18 protein-coding genes are annotated in these 21,837 nt (G+C 63.0%); 7 read left to right on the forward strand and 11 right to left on the reverse strand.

Annotated elements, in window-relative coordinates; all coding sequences use genetic code 11:
• Positions 1 to 191: 191 nt before the first annotated feature.
• Positions 192 to 1,289 carry a quinone-dependent dihydroorotate dehydrogenase gene (locus ACVW1C_RS15955; RefSeq protein WP_456759234.1) on the reverse strand — a complete coding sequence of 366 codons (1,098 nt, stop codon included), beginning with the start codon at positions 1,287 to 1,289 and terminating at the stop codon, positions 192 to 194.
• The gene (locus ACVW1C_RS15960) at positions 1,286 to 1,630 is read right to left on the reverse strand and encodes a DUF952 domain-containing protein (RefSeq protein ID WP_456759235.1); all 345 of its coding nucleotides are present in this window, start codon (positions 1,628 to 1,630) and stop codon (positions 1,286 to 1,288) included. The genes ACVW1C_RS15955 and ACVW1C_RS15960 overlap by 4 nt, the downstream gene beginning before the upstream one ends.
• A 200-nt stretch (positions 1,631 to 1,830) precedes the next feature.
• Here ACVW1C_RS15960 and ACVW1C_RS15965 point away from each other — a divergent pair, with 200 nt between their 5' ends.
• On the forward strand, positions 1,831 to 2,484 hold the full coding sequence (locus tag ACVW1C_RS15965; RefSeq protein ID WP_092119263.1) for a S24 family peptidase: 654 nt from the start codon (positions 1,831 to 1,833) through the stop codon (positions 2,482 to 2,484).
• Positions 2,485 to 2,661: 177 nt separating this feature from the next.
• Here ACVW1C_RS15965 and ACVW1C_RS15970 read toward each other — a convergent pair whose 3' ends face one another.
• The 6 genes from ACVW1C_RS15970 to ACVW1C_RS15995 all read right to left on the reverse strand — a co-directional run bounded on the left by ACVW1C_RS15970 (position 2,662) and on the right by ACVW1C_RS15995 (position 7,933).
• Positions 2,662 to 3,447, reverse strand: a complete 786-nt coding sequence (locus ACVW1C_RS15970) for a class II aldolase/adducin family protein (RefSeq protein WP_456759236.1) — start codon at positions 3,445 to 3,447, stop codon at positions 2,662 to 2,664.
• Between the two features lie 191 nt (positions 3,448 to 3,638).
• Positions 3,639 to 5,279, reverse strand: a complete 1,641-nt coding sequence (locus tag ACVW1C_RS15975) for a lysine--tRNA ligase (RefSeq protein WP_456759237.1) — start codon at positions 5,277 to 5,279, stop codon at positions 3,639 to 3,641.
• Positions 5,280 to 5,400: 121 nt separating this feature from the next.
• Positions 5,401 to 6,357 (reverse strand): transporter substrate-binding domain-containing protein, encoded by a 957-nt coding sequence (locus ACVW1C_RS15980; RefSeq protein WP_456763096.1) that lies wholly within the window; start codon positions 6,355 to 6,357, stop codon positions 5,401 to 5,403.
• A 156-nt stretch (positions 6,358 to 6,513) separates the two neighbouring features.
• Entirely contained in the window at positions 6,514 to 7,104 is a 591-nt protein-coding gene (locus ACVW1C_RS15985; protein ID WP_456759238.1) for an SCO family protein, read from the reverse strand.
• 18 nt (positions 7,105 to 7,122) lie between these two features.
• Positions 7,123 to 7,359 (reverse strand): hypothetical protein, encoded by a 237-nt coding sequence (locus ACVW1C_RS15990; RefSeq protein ID WP_456759239.1) that lies wholly within the window; start codon positions 7,357 to 7,359, stop codon positions 7,123 to 7,125.
• A gap of 97 nt (positions 7,360 to 7,456) precedes the next feature.
• On the reverse strand, positions 7,457 to 7,933 hold the full coding sequence (locus ACVW1C_RS15995) for a hypothetical protein (protein ID WP_176528803.1): 477 nt from the start codon (positions 7,931 to 7,933) through the stop codon (positions 7,457 to 7,459).
• Between the two features lie 278 nt (positions 7,934 to 8,211).
• On the opposite strand from ACVW1C_RS15995, the gene ACVW1C_RS16000 reads away from it, so the two are divergent.
• From ACVW1C_RS16000 to ACVW1C_RS16015, 4 genes are all read left to right on the forward strand, one after another.
• A complete protein-coding gene (locus ACVW1C_RS16000) occupies positions 8,212 to 9,870 on the forward strand; it encodes an FAD-binding dehydrogenase (RefSeq protein ID WP_456759240.1) in 1,659 nt (552 codons plus the stop codon).
• 737 nt (positions 9,871 to 10,607) lie between these two features.
• Positions 10,608 to 13,112: an arylsulfatase gene (locus ACVW1C_RS16005; RefSeq protein WP_456759241.1), complete on the forward strand. Its 2,505-nt coding sequence runs from the start codon at positions 10,608 to 10,610 to the stop codon at positions 13,110 to 13,112.
• Positions 13,113 to 13,394: 282 nt separating this feature from the next.
• Positions 13,395 to 15,164 (forward strand): adenylate/guanylate cyclase domain-containing protein, encoded by a 1,770-nt coding sequence (locus ACVW1C_RS16010; protein ID WP_456759242.1) that lies wholly within the window; start codon positions 13,395 to 13,397, stop codon positions 15,162 to 15,164.
• A gap of 517 nt (positions 15,165 to 15,681) precedes the next feature.
• Positions 15,682 to 16,236 carry a DUF4142 domain-containing protein gene (locus ACVW1C_RS16015; RefSeq protein ID WP_456759243.1) on the forward strand — a complete coding sequence of 185 codons (555 nt, stop codon included), beginning with the start codon at positions 15,682 to 15,684 and terminating at the stop codon, positions 16,234 to 16,236.
• Positions 16,237 to 17,138: 902 nt separating this feature from the next.
• Here ACVW1C_RS16015 and ACVW1C_RS16020 read toward each other — a convergent pair.
• Positions 17,139 to 17,648, reverse strand: a complete 510-nt coding sequence (locus ACVW1C_RS16020; RefSeq protein ID WP_456759244.1) for a winged helix-turn-helix transcriptional regulator — start codon at positions 17,646 to 17,648, stop codon at positions 17,139 to 17,141.
• 154 nt (positions 17,649 to 17,802) lie between these two features.
• Here ACVW1C_RS16020 and ACVW1C_RS16025 point away from each other — a divergent pair, with 154 nt between their 5' ends.
• Both ACVW1C_RS16025 and ACVW1C_RS16030 read left to right on the forward strand, forming a co-directional pair.
• Positions 17,803 to 18,726, forward strand: a complete 924-nt coding sequence (locus ACVW1C_RS16025) for an alpha/beta hydrolase family esterase (protein ID WP_456763097.1) — start codon at positions 17,803 to 17,805, stop codon at positions 18,724 to 18,726.
• Between the two features lie 177 nt (positions 18,727 to 18,903).
• Positions 18,904 to 19,254: a RidA family protein gene (locus ACVW1C_RS16030; RefSeq protein ID WP_028339041.1), complete on the forward strand. Its 351-nt coding sequence runs from the start codon at positions 18,904 to 18,906 to the stop codon at positions 19,252 to 19,254.
• Between the two features lie 76 nt (positions 19,255 to 19,330).
• Here the strand turns inward: ACVW1C_RS16030 and ACVW1C_RS16035 are convergent, their stop codons facing one another.
• The gene (locus ACVW1C_RS16035) at positions 19,331 to 20,479 is read right to left on the reverse strand and encodes an alpha/beta fold hydrolase (RefSeq protein WP_456759245.1); all 1,149 of its coding nucleotides are present in this window, start codon (positions 20,477 to 20,479) and stop codon (positions 19,331 to 19,333) included.
• Between the two features lie 189 nt (positions 20,480 to 20,668).
• Complete coding sequence (locus ACVW1C_RS16040) at positions 20,669 to 21,733, reverse strand: aromatic ring-hydroxylating dioxygenase subunit alpha (protein ID WP_456759246.1); 1,065 nt, start codon at positions 21,731 to 21,733, stop codon at positions 20,669 to 20,671.
• Positions 21,734 to 21,837: the final 104 nt, after the last annotated feature.

Below are 21,837 nucleotides of genomic sequence, written 5' to 3' on the forward strand. Positions count from 1 at the left end.
GAAGCGATGCTCTGCTCCCTCGCCCCGCCCTTGCGGGGAGAGGGCTGGGGTGAGGGGCTGTTTCCAAGAAGGCGGTAAGAACTTGATCCGCGGAGAGTCCCCCTCATCCGGATTGCATCTGCGATGCGCATAGCCGAAGTTTTGCTTCGGCGTTCTGAACGGCCCCGCAAGCGGGGGCGAGGTAAGAACGGCTACCTGACCGGCCAATCCTCGGCCGTGATGGTCGCAGCATCGGCGCCGACGATTTCCGACAGCGAGTCGCGGCCGGTGCGCAGCAAGGTCGAGGACAGGTCGCGCTTGATGTCGTCGACCAGGCCGATGCCCTTGTAGACCAGCGAGGAATAGAGCTGGATCAGGCTGGCCCCGGCGCGGATCTTGGTCAGCGCGGCGCCGCCGCTATCGATGCCGCCGACGCCGATCAACGGAAATGCACCTTCGACGCGGACATAGGTCTCGGCGACCATCCGCGTCGAGAGGCGGAACAGCGGACGGCCCGACAGGCCACCCTGCTCCCTGGCCCGGTTCTCCTCGCGCAAGGTCGAGGGACGCGCCAGCGTGGTGTTGGCGACGATCATGCCATCGACGCGCCGCGAGCGGGCGATGTGCACGACATCGTCGAGTTCGGTGAGGCTCAGATCCGGCGCGATCTTCAGCAGCACCGGCGAATCGCCGGCATTCTTGCGCACCCGCTCGCGGGTATCGATCACCCGTGCCAGCAGATCGTCGAGCGCCGCCGATTGCTGCAGATTGCGCAGGCCCGGCGTATTCGGCGAGGAGACGTTGACGGTGAAATAGCTCGCGACCGGGGCAAAGGTCTCGATCAGCTTCACATAATCGGCAACGCGGTCGGTCGAATCCTTGTTGGCCCCGACATTGACCCCGATGATGCCGCCGCCGCTGGCGCGCGCGGCGAGCCGGCGCAGCACGGCTTCCGCGCCGTCATTGTTGAAGCCCATGCGATTGATGACGGCCTCGTCGCGCTCGAGGCGATACAGCCGTGGACGCGGGTTGCCGGCTTGCGGCTTCGGCGTCACCGAGCCGATCTCGACAAAGCCGAAACCAAGCCGCAGCAGCGCGTCGGGCACCTCGGCGCTCTTGTCGAACCCCGCCGCCATGCCGATCGGGTTCGGAAAGTTCAGCCCGAAGGCACGCACCGCGAGCTTGGGATCATCCGCCCGCTGCCGGATCGGCGGCAGCAGCTTCAAGCCCTGGATCGCCATGCGATGGGCATCTTCAGGATCGAACCAGCGCAGCAGCGGCAGCGAGAAGGCGTCGAAGGCACGGATCACGGCTTCAGCTCCGGAACGTCGTGGCCGCCGTCGGAGCGCGCCCGAAGGCTGAGGATTTCGGTGACCGCGCCGAGGTCGAGTTCGCCATAGAGATGCGGGAACAATTCGTCATTGCGGGAGCGTTCCCAGCGCAAGGCATCGCCGAGCACATCGGCATCGACCGCGACCAGGAACAGTCCGGTTTGCCCGTGATAGTGCTTGCGCGCGGTCTCGGCGACCTGGGAGGCGGTGGAAAAATGGATGAAGCCATCGCGATGGTCGTCCGCACTGCCCCGGTAGACGCCCTGCCGCTCGGCCTCGCGCCAGGCCGAAGCGGGGGTGATTTTGTAGATCATAGGCACGGCCCGGCCTTCCCTTTTGTCCTTGAGTCTCTTGGGGTTTTATCCGGATTTGAGGGGAAATGCCCCGGACGCCATATGGCGAGCGAGGGACCGTATCGGCGGCAGCGACGCAACTCAAGCGGTGCCGGGACACATCCGACGGCAGATTTGCGGAAACGCGAGGTTTCAGGTAATAATTCCTACCATCCGGGGTGTCCTCGATGGCCAAACAGTCCAAAGCCGCCCGACCGCTGACCCACGCGCAGGTCTGGGCCGCGCTCGACCGGCTCGCCGAACGCGCCGGCCTGTCACCGTCCGGCCTTGCCAAGCAGTCAGGTCTCGACCCCACCACCTTCAACAAGTCCAAGCGCGTGACCGGCGACGGGCGCGAGCGATGGCCGTCGACCGAATCGCTTTCCAAGGCGCTGGCCGCGAGCAATGCCAGCATGGAGACCTTCGTGCAGTTGCTCGGTGATGGCCCGCGCGCCGGCCAGTCGGTGCCGTTGCTCGGCTTCGCGCAGGCCGGCGCCGGCGGCTATTTCGACGACAGCGGCTTTCCCGCCGGCAAGGGCTGGGATGAAGTGGCGCTGCCGGCGACCACCGACGAACACGCCTATGCGCTGGAGATCGAGGGCGACTCGATGAAGCCGGCCTATCGCGAAGGTGACATCATCGTGGTGTCACCCGCGACCGCGATCCGCCGCGGCGACCGCGTCGTGGTGCGCACCACCGGCGGCGAGGTGATGGTGAAGGAATTGAAGCGACGCACCGGCAAGGTGCTGGAACTCGCATCGCTCAATCCGGAGCATCCCGACCGCATGCTCGATGCCGAGGAAGTCGCATGGATCGCACGCGTCGTGTGGGCGAGCCAGTAATTCGACGAAACGGAAACCACAAAACCGGCGTCGTCCCGGGCAAGCGAAGCGCGACCCGGGATCCACAACTACGATATCGAGTTGTTGAGCGCGCTGTGGCAACAGCGTACCCGACATTTACGAGCGGTGGTAATGGGTCCCTGCTTTCGCAGGGACGACGGTGGAGTTTGACACGAATTACGTCGCGTAGTCCGGCTCCTTGCGGTCCAGCATCCGCTTCAGCGCATCGAAATGCCGCTGCGCCGGGCTCGGGCCGTTGTAGAGATGGTCGTCGCGGAAATCGCGCTTGGTCTTCTCCACCACATGCTGCGGCAATTGCTTCAGCGGCTGCTGGGTCCACATCGCATAGATCTGCACCTGCGCGGCGCGCTCGATGTAATAGAGCCGGTCATAGGCGTCGGCGACGGTCTCGCCGACGGTCGAGATGCCATGGTTGGCCATGAACAGGATGGTCTTGTTGCCGATCACCCTGGCGAGCCGCGCGCCTTCCTCGGGATCCAGCGCCGGTCCGGTGTAGAGATCGTCATAGGCGATCGCCTCCGACAGCCCGACCTCGGTCTGGCCGATCTCCTTGATGCGCGGATCCTCGAGCCGCGTCAGCGCGCTCGCATACGGCATATGGGTTTGGAACACCGCCTTGGCCTGCGGCAGCGCCTTGTGGATCGGCGCATGGATGCAATAGCAGGAGCGCTCGACCTCACCCTCGCCGCGCTTCACTTCGGCATCGTCGATGCCGACCTCCATGAAGGACGACGCGGTCACCTCCGACCAATGCATGCCGAACGGGATCTGATAGTAGCGGTCGGTGCGGCCGGGCACCACGAAGGTGAGATGGTTGAAGATGCCTTCCGAAAAGCCGTGGATATAGGCGAGCCGATGCGCGGCTGCGAGATCGACCCGCGCCTGCCATTCCTCGGCGCTGGAACTGTCCTGCAGCGATGTCGGCGAAACCCTGAACTGCATGCGCGTGCTCCCATCTGTGCCGGCCTCGCGGCGGAGGCCGTGCTGATTTTATGGAGCGAGTGTAGCGCAATCCGGCCGCGGCCTCCGCTGATAATGCCGCTGGCCAGCCATCCGGATTTTGCGGCCTTGTCGCCGCAAACACCCCTGTCGTCCCTGTTTTCGCAGGGACGACACAGTCAGAGTCCATCGAACTAAGACGACCGCGCCAGCGCGCCGTCGATCATGTTGACGGCGTTCTGCACGCCGTAGACCGCGACGAAGGAGCCGAAGCGCGGGCCCTTCTCCTGGCCGAGCAGCACCTGATAGAGCATGTTGAACCAGTCGAGCGAGACGCCGGGACGGCCGTCCTTGCCCTTCTTGACCATGTCGAGGAACGGCTCGCGGCGGCCGATCTCGTAGACTACGTTCTGGATGTCTTCCGCGGTCGCGTCGGCCGGCATGTTGGCAAGCGCATCGCGCAGATCCTGCAGCGCGGCGCGCTCACCTTCGGTGGGCTCGCGGAACTGCTTGGTCGGCGCCACGAAGTCGCGATAATAGTTGATGGCATAGCCGACCATCGCATCGAGCTTCGGATGGGTCTGCGGCGTCACGCCCGGACGATAGCGGCCGATGAAACCCCACAGCGTCTCGGCGTTCTCCGCATTCGACGACGACACCAGCGTCAGCAAGAGCTGGAAGGTGACGGGCATGTCGGCCTGCGGCGGCTTGCCGGAATGGATGTGCCAGACCGGATTTTGCAGCTGCTGCCGCGCCTCCTGCCGCGTGAAGCCGTCGAGGAACTGCTGATAGTCGTCGACATTGCGCGGGATGACGTCGAAATAGAGCCGCTTCGCCGCCTTCGGCTCGCGATACATGAACAGCGACAGCGATTCCGGCGAGGCGTAGCGCAGCCATTCGTCGATGGTGAGCCCGTTGCCCTTCGACTTCGAGATCTTCTGGCCCTTCTCGTCGAGGAACAGCTCGTAGTTGAAGCCCTCGGGCGGGGTGCCGCCGAGCGCCGAACAGATCTTGGCGGACAACTTCACCGAATCGATCAGGTCCTTGCCGGCCATTTCATAGTCGACGCCGAGCGCATACCAGCGCATCGCCCAGTCCGGCTTCCATTGCAGCTTGCAGCGGCCGCCGGTGACGGGAACGGTGACGCTCTCCTTGGTGTCGGGATCTTCGTAGGAGATGGTGCCGGCCTTGGCGTCGTGTGCCGTCACGGGCACGTAAAGCACGAGGCCGGTGCGCGGACAGATCGGCAGGAACGGCGAGTAGCTCGCAGCGCGCTCCTCGCGCAGCGACGGCAGCATGATCGCCATCACCTTCTCGATCCGCTCCAGCATCCGAAGCAGCGCGGCATCGAACCGGCCGGAGGTGTAATACTCGGTCGAGCTCGCGAATTCGTAGTCGAAGCCGAACTGATCGAGGAAGGCGCGCAGCCGCGCGTTGTTGTGCTGGCCGAAGCTCGGATGGGTGCCGAACGGATCGGGCACCTTGGTCAGCGGCTTGCCGAGATGCTGCGCCAGCAATTCCTTGTTCGGCACGTTGTCCGGCACCTTGCGCAGGCCGTCCATGTCGTCGGAGAAGGCGAGCAGGCGCGTCTTGATCTTGTCCTCGGTGAGCACGCGGAAGGCATGGCGCACCATCGTGGTGCGCGCGACCTCGCCGAAGGTGCCGATATGCGGCAGGCCCGAGGGGCCGTAGCCGGTTTCGAACAGCACCTCGTCCTTCGGATTTTTCTTCAGCCGCGCCACAATCGCTTTCGCCTGCTCGAACGGCCAGGCGTTGGATTGTTCGGCGAGCGCCCGCAGGTCGCTCGGGCTGGCAGCAAGATCAATCACGGACATTTCTTCAGGCTTTCTCCAAAAAAGGCCGCGAAAACTAACGCTTTCGCGGAAAAATGCAAAACGGCGGGACGTTTTTCGTCATTCCGGGGCGATGCGCAGCATCGAACCCGGAATGACGAATTCAGAACGGGCTGATCGAGAAATAGCGCAGCCACAGATCGGTGAAGCGGCCTTTTTCCCAGATCCGGAACAGCGCCCAGTTCAGCGACTGCCGGAGCAGATCGTTGCCCTTGCGCACGGCGATGCCGACGCCCTCGCCGAAATAGCGGCTCTCGACAAAGGGGCCGCCGGAGAACGCGCAGCATTCGGCTGAATCGGTGCCATTGATCCAGAACGCGAGCGAGATCGCATCGCCGAAGATGAAGTCGACCTCGCCGCGGCGCAGCGCCGCGCGCAGCGCGTCGTTATCCGGATAGGAATGGATCTCGGCGTCGGTGAACATCGCCTTGAGATAGGCCTCGTGCGAGGTGCCGGCGATGACGCCGACCTTCTTGCCCTCGAGATATTCCGGGCGGATTTCCGGCATCACATTGTCGCGGCGCGACACGAAGCGCGCCGGCGCGCGGTAATAGGGATCGGTGAAATCGACCTTGGCGCGCAGCTGCGGCGTCACGGCCATCGACGCGATGATGGCATCGCCCCGGTTGGTCGCCAGCGCATCGATCAGGGTCTCGAAGCGGCGCATCTGGATGGTGCAGGTGACCTTGATCTCGTCGCAGAGCGAGCGCGCCAGGTCGACATTGAAGCCGGCGGGATTGCCGTCCGGACCGGTGAAGTTGAACGGCGGATAGTCGGTCTCGGTCAGGAAGCGGATCACGGTGAGGCGCGACAAGTCGGGCCGATCCGGCCGCCGCCGCGGGTCCCAGAAGCCCGGCACCGCCTGCGGCGCGGCCTCGGCGGCCTTGGGCGGCTGGTTCGGGGCCGACGGGGCGGCCGCTGCCGGAGGTGTCGCGGGCACCGCTTGTGCAGGGGCAGGCCTGGCGGGTTGAGCCGGTGCAGGAGCCGCCTTGGGCGCCGCCGGTGCCGGGGGCGTCTGTGCGACCGCTGACCCCGCCATCACCAGCACGACGGCCGCCATCATTGCCGCGGCCAGGCGAAGCTGGCGCGGGCGGACGGCAAAAGGCTGGGCAGGCGGATTTGGCATAACCGGCAAAATCAGGAAATTGAACGGCTTATAGACCATCCGGCCCGTGATGCGAGCGCCGATTGGGTTAATTCCGAACCGGATCAGCGGTTAGAGATACCGTTTGAGATCGGTCGCCGCCTCTTCCGGCGTCCGTTTCAGATTGAACGGCGCGACGAAATGGCCGTCGCGGTCCATCAGATAGATCAGCGCGGTGTGATCCATCGTGTAGTCGCCGTCCTTCAACGGCACCTTCTTGGCGTAGACCCGGTAGCTCGACAGCACCTTGGCGATCGCGGCGGGATCGCCGGTCAGGCCCTTGAGGTGCGGATCGAAGCTCGAAAGGTAGTCCTTCATCGCCGCGGCGGTGTCGCGTTCCGGGTCGACCGAGACGAAATAGGCATTCACGCGGTCGGCGTCCTTGCCCATCGCCTTCAGAACCTCCGAGATCTCGAACAGCGAGGTCGGGCAAATGTCCGGGCAATGGGTGAAGCCGAAGAAGATCAGCGTCGGCTTGCCCTGCAGGTTCTTGTCGGTGACGATCTGGCCGGACTGGTCGGTGAGCTGGAACGGCCCGCCGATCGCGGCTGGCGCGGCGACGGTGCGCAAGCCGCCGACCGCCCACAGCATAAGAAACAGGCCGACCGCCAGACTGCCCGCGAAGGCGGCGAAGATCACCAATGGGCGCGTGGTCCGGGGCATGATGCGAGGGCGTCCTTGTCAGAAGCAGGCGGAGATGCCGGCCGTGATCATTTCGAAAAACACCGCGGTCCCGTAGTGGAACCAGAGCGCGGCGGCGGCGAGCAAGGCCAATCCGCCGATCCCGGCAGCGCCCCACAGGATCGCAGATGCCACCCGGCCCTGGGGAGCCGTCACGAGCTCGGATCGGGTGGAGATCGGCTGAACCATGCGGTTGAGATAAGCCGGGTTCCGGCGGGCAGCAAGCGCAATGGCCATCGCAGACCGTCAAATGATAGCGAGGTGCTGCCCGGCGCTGACCTCGTCATTGCCCGGTCGGCCGGCCATGACGAGAGAGGACGCTCTCCGATCGGGCTCAGCGCGCGGGCTCGGCGGGCTTCGGCGCCGAGGCCTGGGCGTTGAGGTAACACGGTTTGTACAGCGCCTGCAGTTGCTTGCCGCGAAGGAAGATCATGTGCCGGGTCAGGCCACCGCGGTCCGCGATCCATTTGCGGACCGCCGGCGGGTACATCAGGTACAGCATATGGGTGGCTTCGGGATTGGGGACCGGGCGGCCGTTGTCGCCGTAATCCCAGGCGGCATGGAAGCCGAGACTGGCGTGTGAGGTCACACAGATCCGGTCATGCGGGACCTTGCCGAGCACGATGGTGCAGGCCGAGGCGCATAGCCCGTCGATGATCACGGTTTCGCCGGATGTGCGCAGGTCCTGATACTTGTCGACATAGATGCCGATCTTGCCGCCGCGATCGTCGGCGATCCTGACCACTGCTTGCGACGCCCCCATTCCCGCCAGCAGGAGAACCGCAGCGAGCAACCCCGTCATCAACTTCATTTTGGCCAGCCCCAGTCGAAACCGAATCTGTTTGGTCTGTGATGCAAGACAATCGTCAGCGTGTTGCGGCCGCGGATTTTTGTCCAGACGAGCGAGGCCGGTCAAAACAAATTCAAATTGGGTGTTGCGCGCACGCTGCAGTGGCGCGCGGAAAGGGTCCCAAACTGGAACAGCTTGCCGCAACCGCTTGATGCCTCGCCGCCACAGGCAAGGTCCATTTGACGTTGACCGCGCACAACGACGCGGTCTTGAATTCCGGCGGGACGGGGGAAATCAAAATGGCTGACGATGCAGATGTGATCGTGATCGGCGCCGGACTTGCCGGTCTGGTCGCTGCGACCGAGATCGCCGACGCGGGCAAGCGCGTCATCGTGCTCGACCAGGAAGGGGAACAGAGCATCGGCGGCCAGGCCTTCTGGTCGTTTGGTGGGTTGTTCTTGGTCGATTCGCCGGAACAACGCCGGCTCGGCATCAAGGATTCCGTCGAACTGGCGCTGCAGGACTGGATGGGCACTGCCGGTTTCGATCGCGAGGAGGATCATTGGCCGCGCAAATGGGCCGAAGCCTATGTCGCGTTCGCCGCGGGCGAGAAGCGCAACTGGCTGCGCGCGATGGGCCACCGCATTTTCCCGGTGGTCGGCTGGGCCGAGCGCGGTGGTTACGACGCCATGGGCCATGGCAATTCGGTGCCGCGCTTCCACGTCACCTGGGGCACCGGCCCCGGCATCGTCGAGCCGTTCGAGCGCCGCGCGCGCGAGGCCGCCAGAAGCGGACAACTGGTGTTCAAGTTCCGCCATCGCGTCGATGCACTCAGCATCAGCAACGGCACCGTCGAAGGCGTGAGCGGCGCGATCCTGGAACCATCTGATGTCGAACGCGGCAAGAGCTCCTCGCGCAAAGTCGTCGGTGATTTTTCGCTGCGCGCACAGGCGGTGATCGTCGCCTCCGGCGGCATCGGCGGCAATCACGATCTGGTGCGGCAGAACTGGCCGAAGCGGCTCGGCGAACCGCCGAAGTTCATGATCTCCGGCGTGCCCGAACATGTCGACGGCCGCATGATCGGAATCACCGAGGCGGCGGGCGGCCGGCTGATCAACCGCGACCGCATGTGGCACTATGTCGAGGGCATCCAGAACTGGAACCCGATCTGGCCACGTCACGGCATCCGGATTCTGCCGGGACCGTCGTCGCTGTGGTTCGACGCCACGGGCAAGCGGCTGCCGGCACCGCTGTTCCCGGGCTCCGACACGCTCGGGCAGCTGCACTACATCATGGGCACCGGCTACGACTATTCGTGGTTCATCCTGACCCAGAGCATCATCAAGAAGGAGTTCGCGCTGTCGGGCTCGGAGCAGAACCCCGACCTCACCGGCAAGAGCTGGCGCATGACGATCAAGCGCGCGACCAACAAGGGCGCGCCGGCGCCGGTGGAAGCCTTCAAGCAGCACGGCGCCGACTTCATCGTGCGCGACAATCTCGCCGATCTCGTCGGCGCCATGAACAAGCTCGCCGGCAATGACCTCTTGCAGCTCGACGCCATCAAGACCCAGATCGAGGCACGCGACCGCGAGCTCGCCAACCCCTACGTCAAGGACGCGCAGGTGATGAACCTGCACAATGCGCGGCGCTATATCGGCGACCGGCTGATCCGCACCGCCAAGCCGCACCGCATCCTCGATCCCGAACACGGCCCGCTGATCGCGGTGAAACTCAACATCCTGACCCGCAAGACGCTCGGCGGCTTCGAGACCGACCTCGATTCGCGCGTGTTCGGCAGGGATCGCCAGATCATCCGCGGGCTCTATGCGGCCGGCGAAGCCGCCGGCTTCGGCGGCGGCGGCGTGCACGGCTATCGCTCGCTGGAGGGAACGTTCCTCGGCGGCTGCCTGTTCTCGGGCCGCAACGCCGGGCGCGCGGCGGCGAAGGCGGTGGGCTAGTCGAGATCCGCCGGGCGTGAACCGGCGGGTCTTCTTGTTGAGTCCGAATTTACTCAGGCCGTCTTGGTGAAAAGTATTTGGACGCCGTTGGTGAGATTGACGGCGACAACTTGTGCCGAGCTCATGCCCTTCGCCTTCAGCGCGGATACTGCTTCCTTGGACGCGTCGATGGAACCCCGCAGGTTCTTCGTTGTGGGACCGTCGCAGGGGGCACTGCCAAAATATCGAAAACAACCCCATGCAAAGTAGCCGGCGGTGGCCTGCGTTCGACCAGCAACTTGACACGTCGGGCAACTCAGGGATACATTTCTATTATTCAGAATTAATGCAATGTCCCGCCACGGCTTACTCTCATCTTGCTCCAGGGCGCGTACTCATAAACTCGAAATGTCCGCTTTCGATGGTAAAGCGGGCACGCGGCCCGCCCCAGGAATGTCGCCTTGTGACCCATAGGAGACTCGGCGCGAGCCACATGCTCCGACAATGATGTCAAAGGAGCGTCATCTGGCGCGGTTACGCTGCCGATAGCTCGGTCGGCGCCAGAGAGCTGATACGGCAGCGCGTATGACCCATTTCGAACGTGTCGGGGAGCGGCATAAGCAACCCCGACGTGTGAACCGATTTCACGTAGCCGAGACCAATAACTGACCATGGAGTGCCGACAGGAGGCCAGCACCTGCCGCCCCGCGGGAAATGCTCGCATTCAGCCAACATAACAATCAGTTGGAGAGAAGCCGATGATGAGCGTCTCGAACCTGCATTGCCAAGTCAGTTCGCGCGCTCTGCTCGCCGCGCTCGTAATGGTGCCGTTGACAGTCCTTAACGCCCACGCTCAGCAAACGACCGGCACGCCTGGTTCGCCCGGAGTGACAACGACCATCGACGGCAGGTACCTGCCGAATCCGCCGCAGCCTTTCAAGGGCCAGATTGATCCCAACGCCGCCCAGTCGAAGCCGTATTGGCCGGCGCTCACCGTGCCGCCAAAGGGCGCGCCCAACGTGCTTCTGATCATGACCGACGACGTCGGCTTTTCCGCGCCGTCCACCTTTGGCGGCGTGATCCCGACGCCAACCCTGGACCGCATCGCCCAAACCGGTCTGCGCTACACGGCATTTCACACCACGGCGCTCTGCTCCCCGACGCGGGCCGCGCTCCTCACCGGCCGCAACCACCATTCAGTCGCCACCGGCGTCGTCGTCGACCAGGCGACCGGCTACCCCGGCTATAACAGCGTCATCCCCCGTGACGCCGTCGCCATCGGCGAGATCCTCCGGCAAAACGGCTACGACACGTCGTGGTACGGCAAGGACCACAACGTGCCCCAATGGGAGGCAAGCCAAGCGGGTCCGTTCCACAACTGGCCGACCGGCCCCGTAAAGGGTTTCGACTATTATTATGGCTTCATCGGTGACGATACCAGCCAGTGGCAGCCGAACAACCTGTTCCGTAACACCACGCCGATCGAGCCCTTCCTTGGCAATCCCGGCTGGAACTTGATCACCGCCATGGCCGACGAGGCGATCGCGCGCGTCAAGATGCTGAACGAGGTGCAGCCGGACCGGCCTTTCATGATTTACTACGCGCCCGGCGGCACGCACTCGCCGCACCATCCGACCAAGGAATGGGTCGACAAGATCAGCGCAATGCACCTCTTCGACGACGGCTGGAACAAGCTGCGCGATACAATCTTCGCTAACCAGAAGCGGTTGGGCGTGATTCCACAAAACGCCCAGCTCACGGCTTGGCCAAAAGACCTTCCGGAGTGGGACACGCTCTCGCCCGAAGCGAAGAAGCTCTACATCCGCCAGGCCGACGTCTATGCGGCGTACCTGGCCTATACGGATGACCAGATCGGTCGCGTGATCCAAACGATCGCGGACATCGGCAAGCTCGACAACACGCTCGTCATCTACGTCAGCGGCGACAATGGCGCGAGCCCTGAAGGCACGCTCAACGGTCTGTACAGCGAGTTTGCTATCGCGAACGGCGTGCACCCGACGGTGCAAGAAAACATGAAGTTCTACGACGCCTGGGGCACCGACCAGACCTACCCGCACTACGCGGTGGGGTGGGCATGGGCCTGGGACACGCCGTACCAGTGGACCAAGGAGGTGGCCTCGCATTTCGGCGGCACCCGCAATGGCATGGCCATGGCCTGGCCCGCGCGGATCAAGGACGCGGGCGGCATCCGCGACCAGTTCCACCATGTGATCGACATCGTTCCGACGATCCTCGAGGCTGCAGGCCTTCCGCAGCCGGTGACGGTCAACGGCGTGGCCCAAAAGCCGATCGAAGGCGTGAGCATGGCGTACACCTGGGACAAGGCCAATGCGAACGCGCCGGGCCGGCGGACGACGCAGTACTTCGAGATGTTCGGTACTCGCGCAATCTACGACAATGGCTGGATCGCCTCGGCGCCTCCCATTCAGTCGCCCTGGGACATCACGTTGGCCGAGCCCCCCAAGGATGTCATGAACGGTTTCCGCTGGCAGCTCTACAACCTCAACGACGACTGGACCCAGGCCAACGACCTCGCCGCCAAGATGCCGGACAAGCTGCGCGACATGCAGCAGCTGTTCACCATGGAAGCAGCGAAGTACCAGGTCTTTCCGCTCGACGACACTCGCCTGGCGAGGTTCATTGCGGAAAAGCCGAGCTACTCCCCCGGCCGGACCGTCTTCAGCTATGCGGGCGAGCTGAGCAATGTGCCGTTCCCCGACACCGGCTCCGCGCCCAGCCTGCTGAATCGCTCGTACGTGATCACGGCCGAGGTCGAGATTCCCCAGGGCGGTGCCGAGGGGATGCTGATGACCGACGGCGGCCGCTTCGCCGGCTACGGCTTCTACCTGCTGAAGGGGCGGCCGGTGTTCACCTGGAATCTGATCCAACTGGAGCGCGTCAAGTGGCAGAGCAAGGAGGCGCTGGCACCGGGAAAGCACACGCTGGTGTTTGACTGGAAGTACGACGGCCCGGGCCTGGGCAAAGCCGGCAGCGGCACCTTGACCGTGGACGGCAAGGTCATGGACAGCCATCCGATGCCGCGCAGTCTGCCCATCAGCCTCGCGTGGGACGAGACCTTCAATGTCGGCCTCGACACCGGCACGCCGGTGGACGATCAGGACTACCAGGTGCCATTCAAGTTCACCGGCAAGATCAGCAAGCTCACAGTGAAGCTGGGGCCGCCAGAGATATCAGTCGCAGAGAAAGGAAAGATCGAGAAAACGATGCGGGACAGGCAATAGGCGTCGTCGGTGACGCCGCGGCCGTCAAAGCCCAACGGGTGGGCATCCTTGAATAGAGATGGCCCATCGGCGGCTTAGCCTACCTGCGGCAACATGGCAGCTTCTGGCCCTTCTCGGAAGTGCCGCGCTGGCTATTGAAAGTCCGGTGCCGGGAGTGAAGCGGACGTCGATCGCGCGTTCCGACTTCCGAGTTTGACCCATCTCAGACATTGCGCGGTGGACACGGCCCGGTTCCGACGCATAGACTTGCTCCCACAATTACGCTGGGTCGGAGCGCATCACATGGCCGAGGCGCATGTCGAACGCCGGCTTGCTGCCATCCTCGCAGCCGATGTCGCTGGCTACTCGCGCCTAATGGGAGCTGATGAGGTCGGCACGCTGGCCGCCTTGAAGGCCCATCGCCGCGAGGTCGTCGATCTCGCCATAGCCCAGCATCACGGCCGGATCGTCAAGACTACCGGCGATGGCATGCTGGTTGAGTTCGCCAGTGCTGTCGATGCCGTGACTTGCGCCGTTGAGGTTCAGGAAAGGATGAAGCAGCGAATGGCTGAAGGACTTGGGCCGCGCATCCAGTTCCGGGTCGGGATAAACATTGGCGACATCATCATTGATGGCGACGATATTTTCGGCGACGGGGTCAATGTCGCAGCACGGGTCGAGAACGAGTGCGAGCCGGGCGGCGTGTACCTGTCCGGCAGTGCCTTCGAGCAGGTGAGAGGCAAAACCCCCTTCGCGTTCGATGAACTCGGCGAGAGGTCACTGAAAAACATCGACCGAATGGTGCGGCTCTATTCGGCGCGTCTGGCCGCGTCCTCGGCTACGGCAAGCCAACCCAGCGAGACCTTTAACCCGCTTCCGCTTCCGCCTCCCGACAGGCCTTCCATCGCGGTTCTGCCCTTTCAAAACATGTCGGGCGATCCCGAGCAGGAGTATTTTGCCGATGGCATGGTCGAGGAGATCATCACCGCACTCTCGCGGTTCAAGTCGTTGTTCGTGATCGCTCGCAATTCGAGCTTTACCTTCAAAGGTCGCGCGGTTGATATCAAAGAGGTCGGGCGTAGGCTCGGGGTGCGGTATGTTCTTGAGGGGGCTGTGCGGAGGGCATCGGGGAAAGTCCGCATCACCGGGCAATTGATCGATGCCGTGACGGGGGCGCACGTTTGGGCGGATCGGTTCGAGAGGGACTTGACAGATATTTTTGCTCTCCAGGACGAGGTCACGGTCGCCGTTGTCTCAGCCATTCAACCAAAATTGGTTCAAACGGAAACGGCTATGGCAGCTCGGCGGCGACCAGAGAACCTCAACGCATATGATTTTTACCTCCGGGCCAGGCAACAGTATTACCTAACGACCCGCGAAGGGATAGCGGAGGCGGTAAGGCTGGCTCACCGCGCTTTGGAGTTGGACCCCCGTTTCGGTCTGGTCGCTGCTATGAAAGGTGTATGTCACCAACTCAACGTCACGTTGGGCTACGCCAACGATCCTCAATTCGAGCGCAAGGAAGCCGTTCGGCTTCTTCGCCTGGCCGTAAGTGTCGACGAGGGTGATCCAGACTCGTTAGCAATGGCTGCCTTAATCTCGGCGTTTATGGTCGGCGATTGTGAAAGTGAGTTGGAAATGGTCGACCGAGCGGTCGCGTTGAACCCAAATTCGTTTATCGTCTGGAATAGCAGAGGATGGGTCTATAGGGTTGCGGGGCAACCAGAAGAAGCGATCCGGAGTTTTGAACGTGCCATGCGCATGAGCCCGGTAGATCCGGGTTTACACCTGATGTTCTGTGGGACTGCGCAAGCCCTTATCGAGCTTGGTCGCTTTGACGATGCCGTCGTCGCAGGGAAGAAAGCGCTGCGTCCGAACCCCTCCTTCCCACCAGCTTTCCGCTGTCTCGCGTCCGCCTTCGCCCATCTCGGGCGTGACGCTGAGGCACGAGAGGCGGCCGCGCGTCTGCTTGAGGTCGATCCGGATTTTACAATTTCCGCATGGGTCGCGCGTGGGCAAAGAAACCTGAAGCTGTTGATTGAGGGTCTTCGGAAAGCAGGGTTACCCGAGTAAGTCGCGCTCGACCATGCCCTGCAAGGCGATCAAATGAGGCGCTATTGCTGCGTTGCATGAGGCCGGAGTTGGCCCCTTTCGGAAGTGCCGCGCTGGCTATTGAAGGTCCGGTGCCGGTAGTGAAGCAGACGTCGCGATCGCGCGCTCCGACTTCCGAGTTTGACCCAAACCTGACCTACGAAGGCTAGTTGCGCTAAGGCAGGATCGGTCGAGATCGCGATACGGGGAGATTTGCAATAGGCGCGTTGAAAGCCCGCCTTCGTCTGTCCGCCCCGACCGGATTTTCCGGCGATTATTGGAACTGCCATTGCCCTGCTGCATTTCGTTTAGGCGGAGCTGAGGGCCTCCACTATCCCGAGCAATGGAGGGTCCATGAGCAAGGGCCGCCGCGCTCAATGCAATCATCCGCTGATGATTTCCGCAGGGTCCAGCATCCCGGCAGTGCGGTGAACGCGGTCACGATCCCGGCGCAGGCTTCCCTCTACCCACCAACTGGGGCAAGTGAAAGGAGCACGTCATGCGTCCAGCTTTCTTACTCGCCGCGGTTCCGTTGCTGATTGCAACTCCGGCCGTCGCCCAGCAGAGTTCCTCTGCGATCAACCAAAGCGACAAGCAGTTCCTTGATTTTGCGTCCCAGGTGAACCAGTCAGAGATCCAAGGCGGACTTGCTGCGGAGAAGAAGGCGGACGCCGCGGCCGTTCGGGCCTATGCTCGCCTTATGGTGCTGGATCACATGGGACTGGAGAGTCAGCTCGCTGCCATTGCCACGGAAAACGGTATCCAATTGCCGAGCGGAGCCAGCGAGCAGGCGGAACGGGAGATGGCCAGTCTTCAGAATATCAGTGGCTCCGAATTTGACACGAAGTATATGGAGCACATGATCCACGGCCACGAGCAGGTCATCCAGAAGTTCAAATCCGAGGAGGGCCAAACGCAAGCTCGGCCGGTTGAAGCTGTTGTTGCTGGCGCATTGCCAATCCTGCAGCAACATTTGGCACTTGCACAGGCTGTGCAGTCCGGAATCAAGAATCAGGCGTCGGGGACCGTCGGAAGTACGAACAAGAGGAACTAACGTCTTCCTCAGTTGTGACTGGCGGATGTCGGTCAGAGCCCCACATGAGCCTGACCGACCTCGTTCGGATCGTAGAACTTTCCTCTTTACCAGCCGAGGCGTCTCGACGCTCGGTTCGCCTACGCGCGATCCGCCGCACGTATCAGATGAGCTGGACCTTCTCGATACCCATCGCGGCCACACGCGCCGCCGGATGTGAAGTTTCTGGGTTCAGGCCAACTCGAGCGGCCCATGATCATCGCAATGATCACCGTGCGGATGGTGCAATCTACCGTCTACGAGATAATCGGTATGATCGCCATGCGGAACCTGTTCATGTCCGCAGTTTGGACCGTGAATGTGTGAGCAGTGGACCTGAGGTGTGCAGTTCACGGGATTTGTGGCATTGATCGGAACGACATGTTCGTCCACATGATCCTCGTGCATATGGTGGAGATGACCATCGTGAAGATAATCCACATGGCCATCGTGGCGAACCGCCGTGTGCCCGCAGTTCGGGCCATGGCGATGGGGGTGGTTCGCATGGTGCTTCTCAGTGCAAGTGTCCATCGATATGCTCCCAGTTAGCGCGTGGTTCTCCCCCGGCACGTGACATAGTTGCGAAAGGCAAAGACACCAAGGCGCGCACGAGTAAATTGATCCAATATAGTGCTGGACTGCCGACCCAGTATCCACTGACTTAGTTCCTGCTTGCTCCTTCAACTTTTGTTGCATAGGGCTGTCAGCATCCCTGCTCGAAGCGTTGCCTATTCCTCAATGACCGCTTATGGCCCGTGCCAGACATTCACTTAGGCGTCGGTGACGTCTGCTGTTGAGGGCAATCCGGACCCCGCCATTTCCGCATGCTCGTACCGGATTTATGAGTACGCAGCCGCATCTTACTGCGTCATGAATCTGGTCGCTCATCCTGAGAGGCCTTGACGATATGTAGCTCCGTCATTGCGAGGAGCGCGAGCGGCGAAGCAATCCATGCTTCCGCATATGCCGCGCGATGGATTGCCTCGCTTCGCTCGCAATGACGAAGTGGTCCCGCTGCACATCGCTACCCTTATGACACAGTGGAACCAATCCGCCGCCGCACCGAGAAACCAGACGCCGAACGTGCCGGCGTTGGCCTCGCCCCAATCGGACAGCGCCTGCAGCACCGGCTTCAGCATCTCACCGCGTTTGGTCAGGCAATAGCGCGAGGCGCCGCCACCGCGCTCCTGCTTGACGAAGCCTGAATTGCAGAGATCGCGCAGCCGCTCGGTCAACACCTTGTCGCTGAGCTGTGGGATGTCGCGACGCAATTCGCCATAGCGCATCGGGCGGACCTTCAGCCGGCTCAGGATCACGGTCTTCCATTTGCCGCCGAGCCGATCGATCGAGAACTCGACCGGGCAAGCATATTTGCGTTTGGTATTGCGGATCATCGCAACTCTCCCGCGGCACCTTCCATCTGGTTCGTTGAGAGCCGCCCTCGATCCATCTAAGCACGCTTCGATTCGCGCCACGCCCCAGCCACACCGGTTGAACCCGCCTCGCCGGCGTGCTGCAATCGCCGCAGCAAGGCGGGTTTCTTTGGCGATGCGGCGGTGCCCAATCGGCTTACTGGTTTTGGCTGGCGCACTTGCATTGAGCGGTGGGCCGGCGGCTGCGGATTCGCTTGTCATCAACGGCACGACGCGAACATTCACGCTGCAGGCTCCGGCCGCGAAGCCGGCGCCGCTCGTCATCGTGCTGCACGGCAAGACCCAAAGCGGTGCCGACATGATCACGCGGACGTCGTGGCCGTTGATCGCCAGGCGCGACGGCTTTGCGGCGGTCTATCCCGATGGGTTGAACCATGCCTGGGCCGACTCCCGGCCGGACCAGCGGCGCGCCAGCAATCCGCCGCCGAAGGGCACCGACGACGTCGCCTTCATCACCCGGTTGATCGCAAAGCTGGTGGACGACGGCATTGCCGATCCCAGGCGCATCTATGTCACCGGCATCTCCAACGGCGGCGCGATGGCCATGACGCTGGCCTGCGAACGCGCCGACCTGTTTGCCGCGGCGGCCAGCGTCGTCATGAACCTGACCGATGAGTCAGCCCAAGCCTGCCGGCCCGCGCGTCCAGTACCGATGCTGCTGATGAACGGCACCGTCGACCCGCTGATCCCCTATCGGGGCGGCCGCGGCACCAGCTACTTCGCAGTCGACGGGTTCTGGTCGACCGAGCGCACACTGGAATTCTGGCGACGCATCGATGGCTGCGAGACCAGGGACGCCGCAGCCACCGATCTGCCCGACCGCAATCCGTCCGATCAATCGACCGTCACGCGGATCGACTCGGCCTGCCCGCAGGGATGTGACGTCGTGCTTTACCGCGTGAATGGCGGCGGTCATCGCATGCCCGGCCACTTCCCGGACGCGCATTTTACGAAACTGGCGGCGACGCTGCTCGGCCCCCAAAACGGCGACATCGACGGCGCCGACACGATTTGGGCGTTCTTCGCGCGATTTCCGTGAGCGGTGCTGCAAATTGTGCAGTGGCGGCGGTCACCGTGACGCGCTAGAGGTCTGGCTCTGATCAAAATCAGAACCAACCTCTCGATCTCTTGTCTTGACGCGTTTTCTTCACGCGAACCGGTAGCGACTTCGCTTGAAAACGCTATAGACATGCCCGCCAGTCAAGTGGAGACCCAAATGAGCATTCAGCGTTTCGAAACCGGCCCGCGCATGAGCCAGGCCGTCGTGCACGGCAACACCGTCTATCTCGCCGGCGTCGTCGCCGGCAAGGCCGCGGGCGGCAGCGTCACCGACCAGACCAAGGACATCCTGTCGATCATCGACGGCCACCTCGCCAAGGCCGGCACCGACAAGTCGAAGCTGCTCAGCGCGACCATCTACATCACCGACATGAAGACGTTCCCCGAGATGAACGCGGTGTGGGACGGCTGGGTCTCGGAGGGTAACACCCCGGCCCGCGCCACCGTCGAGGCCAAGCTCGCGGCGCCGCAATACAATGTCGAGATCATGGTCGTCGCGGCGAAGTAGGCGCGACGCAGGTCATCGCAATCGAGTCCGATGCCCCGGATTGCAAAACCGCAGTTCGGGGCATTTCATTGGCACCTCATGCGCTGATCCGCGATCGCTCGGCCGCGGCCTCACCGAGATCTGACTGAAGCCAACGCGCAATCCGACGCCACGAACCAGCCAGAGCCTTGCAGCCCATGAACAGGCCGAGGTGACCACACGGCTCGATGCCGCGTTGCAGCCACGCCGGCGGCGTGCCTAACAGCCCGATTGTCGCAAAGGCCTGATCGGGTGGAACGACGATGTCGTTCTCCGCCGCGAGCACGAATACTGGCAATTTCACTGCAGCCAGATCGATTTTGCAACCAAGCGCGACGACGTCTCCCGCCGCGATCCGGTTCTGGCGAAAGATCCAGTCGGTCACTTCCAGGTAGTAGGTGCCCGGCAGATCAAGCGTCTCGTCGTTCCAGCGCGTGAAGCGTTCGAGCAGCGCCCGTGCATCCTCCGGCTTGCCGTCGAGTTGCCGCTGCAGCGCCGCTTCCACGTCAGGCGTGCTGAGCGGGAGGCTCCAGATCTGCAGCATGTGCTTGCCGCTGACGATCCCCTCTCCTTGACGCACCATTGCCTCGAAGCTTTGCTGCGGAAGCGAGGCGACCATCCTGGACAGCTCGGATGGCACCGAGACGTCGACCGGGCTGCCTGCAAGCACGAGCCGCCGTACCTTGCCGGGAAAACGTGCTGCATAGAGCAGCGCCAGCCATCCGCCCTGACAGAGGCCAGCAAGATCGACCGGCGGCCCGATCGTGTCGACGGCCACGTTGAGATCGGACAGATAGGTGTCGATCGAGAAATATCGCATCTCCGGGGTCGCCGAGCGCCAATCGGTGAGATAGAGACGTGCAATGCCCGCCTGCTGCAACGCTTCCATCAAGCTGTGGCCGGGGGCAAAATCCGCTATCTTCGCACGATGCAGCGCGTAGGGCGCGCAGACCAGCAGCGGCCGGCCTTCGACCGCGTTAGAGAAGTCCAGCAGGCGCATCGACGGCAATTGCAGCGCGACCGAATTGGCTGTCGTCCACGGCAGCGCCGCCTCGCCCGGCGCATCTGTCGGCTCGGGCCCGCGATCGAGGTACCAGCGCGAGTAGATATCGAGTGCCAAGCGCGTGGCTTCAAACGGCCATAACCAAGCGTGCTCCGCCCAGCTGGTGCTCGCACTCCGCTCTGATGGATCCGCCTCTTCGGGCAAGCTCATTCACCGGTTGATCGCTATCGGGATACTTAAGCCGGCGAGGATCGAAACCTTGACCCTGATCAAGAACCGGCGAATTCAGTTTGTTCAGCTTACGCCGAACCCGCTGGAGCAGCCACGCCGGGATGTCACGATCTCGCGATCCCGGCGCGGCTTGCTGCAGAGCGACGGCCATGGTTTCGGTGGCTACGCGGCGCGTGCCGTAGCCTTTTCCGCCTCGAGCCTGCGCGCAAACAGCCAGCGGAAATAGGTCAGCGGCGCGTCCGCCCCGATCGCAAGCAGCTGATAGTCCGGATCGGCGTCGAGCACCTTCTGCTGCGCCTCGATGAAGTCCTTGTCCTCGTTGAAGGCCTCCTCGAGGGAATGCCGCAGCGACAGCGAAATGTTTGGATTGTCGATGTCGAAATCGTGCAGGTAGTTCCAGAAGAAGTGCGTCGACGAGCGCGTCTCCGGCGTCATGAACTGCGCGTTGCGGTATTGCCGCGTGCCCGGAACCTGAACGCCCTTCTCCACACCCTGCCCCGCCGGCGCAAATGTCGTGTCGAGCGTGAAGATGCCCGGCACGATCATGCGGCCGATGTTGCGCCGATCGACCTTGTCGTCGCGGTTGGAGATCACCTTCTTGTGGTAGGGCGGCGCATCGGCGCCCATGTGCCAACGCTCGACACGGAAGCCGTCATCGAGCTTCTCGATCGCCACCGGCTTGGTCTTGTAGGCGTATTCCTCGGAACCGCCGAGCGTGTTGGTGTGCACGAAGGCGAGATGCGCGAAATCGCTGAGGTTGTCGACGATCAGCAGCCAGTTCGCCTTGTAGTGCATGTAGCCCGGCAGGCCGCGCCATTTCGGATCTTCCAGCGGCGGATAGTCGAGGATCAGCTTCGGATCGGCCTTCTCGGCATCGCCGGTCCAGATGAAGATCATGTTGTAGCGCTCGACCACGGGATAGCTGCGCACGCCGAGCTTGGCCGGGATCGCGTCCTGGCCCGGGATCTGGATGCACTTGCCGTCGGCCGCGAACTTCATGCCGTGATACATGCACCTGATGTCGTCGCCCTCGACGCGGCCCATCGAGAGCGGCGCCGCGCGATGGCAGCAACGGTCGTCGAGCGCGACCACCTGCCCGCTGGCGCCGCGATAGATCACGATCGGCCGCTCCAGGATGGTGCGCGCCAGCTTCTTGCCGTCGATCAGCTCGTGGTTCAGCGCCGCCACATACCAGGCGTTGCGCAGGAAAATTCCGTCGTCAGCCATGTCAGCCTCCCAATGCACTATTGCTTGCAATGAGGTTAGGTGATCCCGGTCATCGGGATAATCCGATTTGGCTGGACACACTGTACCGCTGGATGGACAATCGG

It is taken from the genome of Bradyrhizobium sp. USDA 4011 (genome assembly GCF_054063415.1).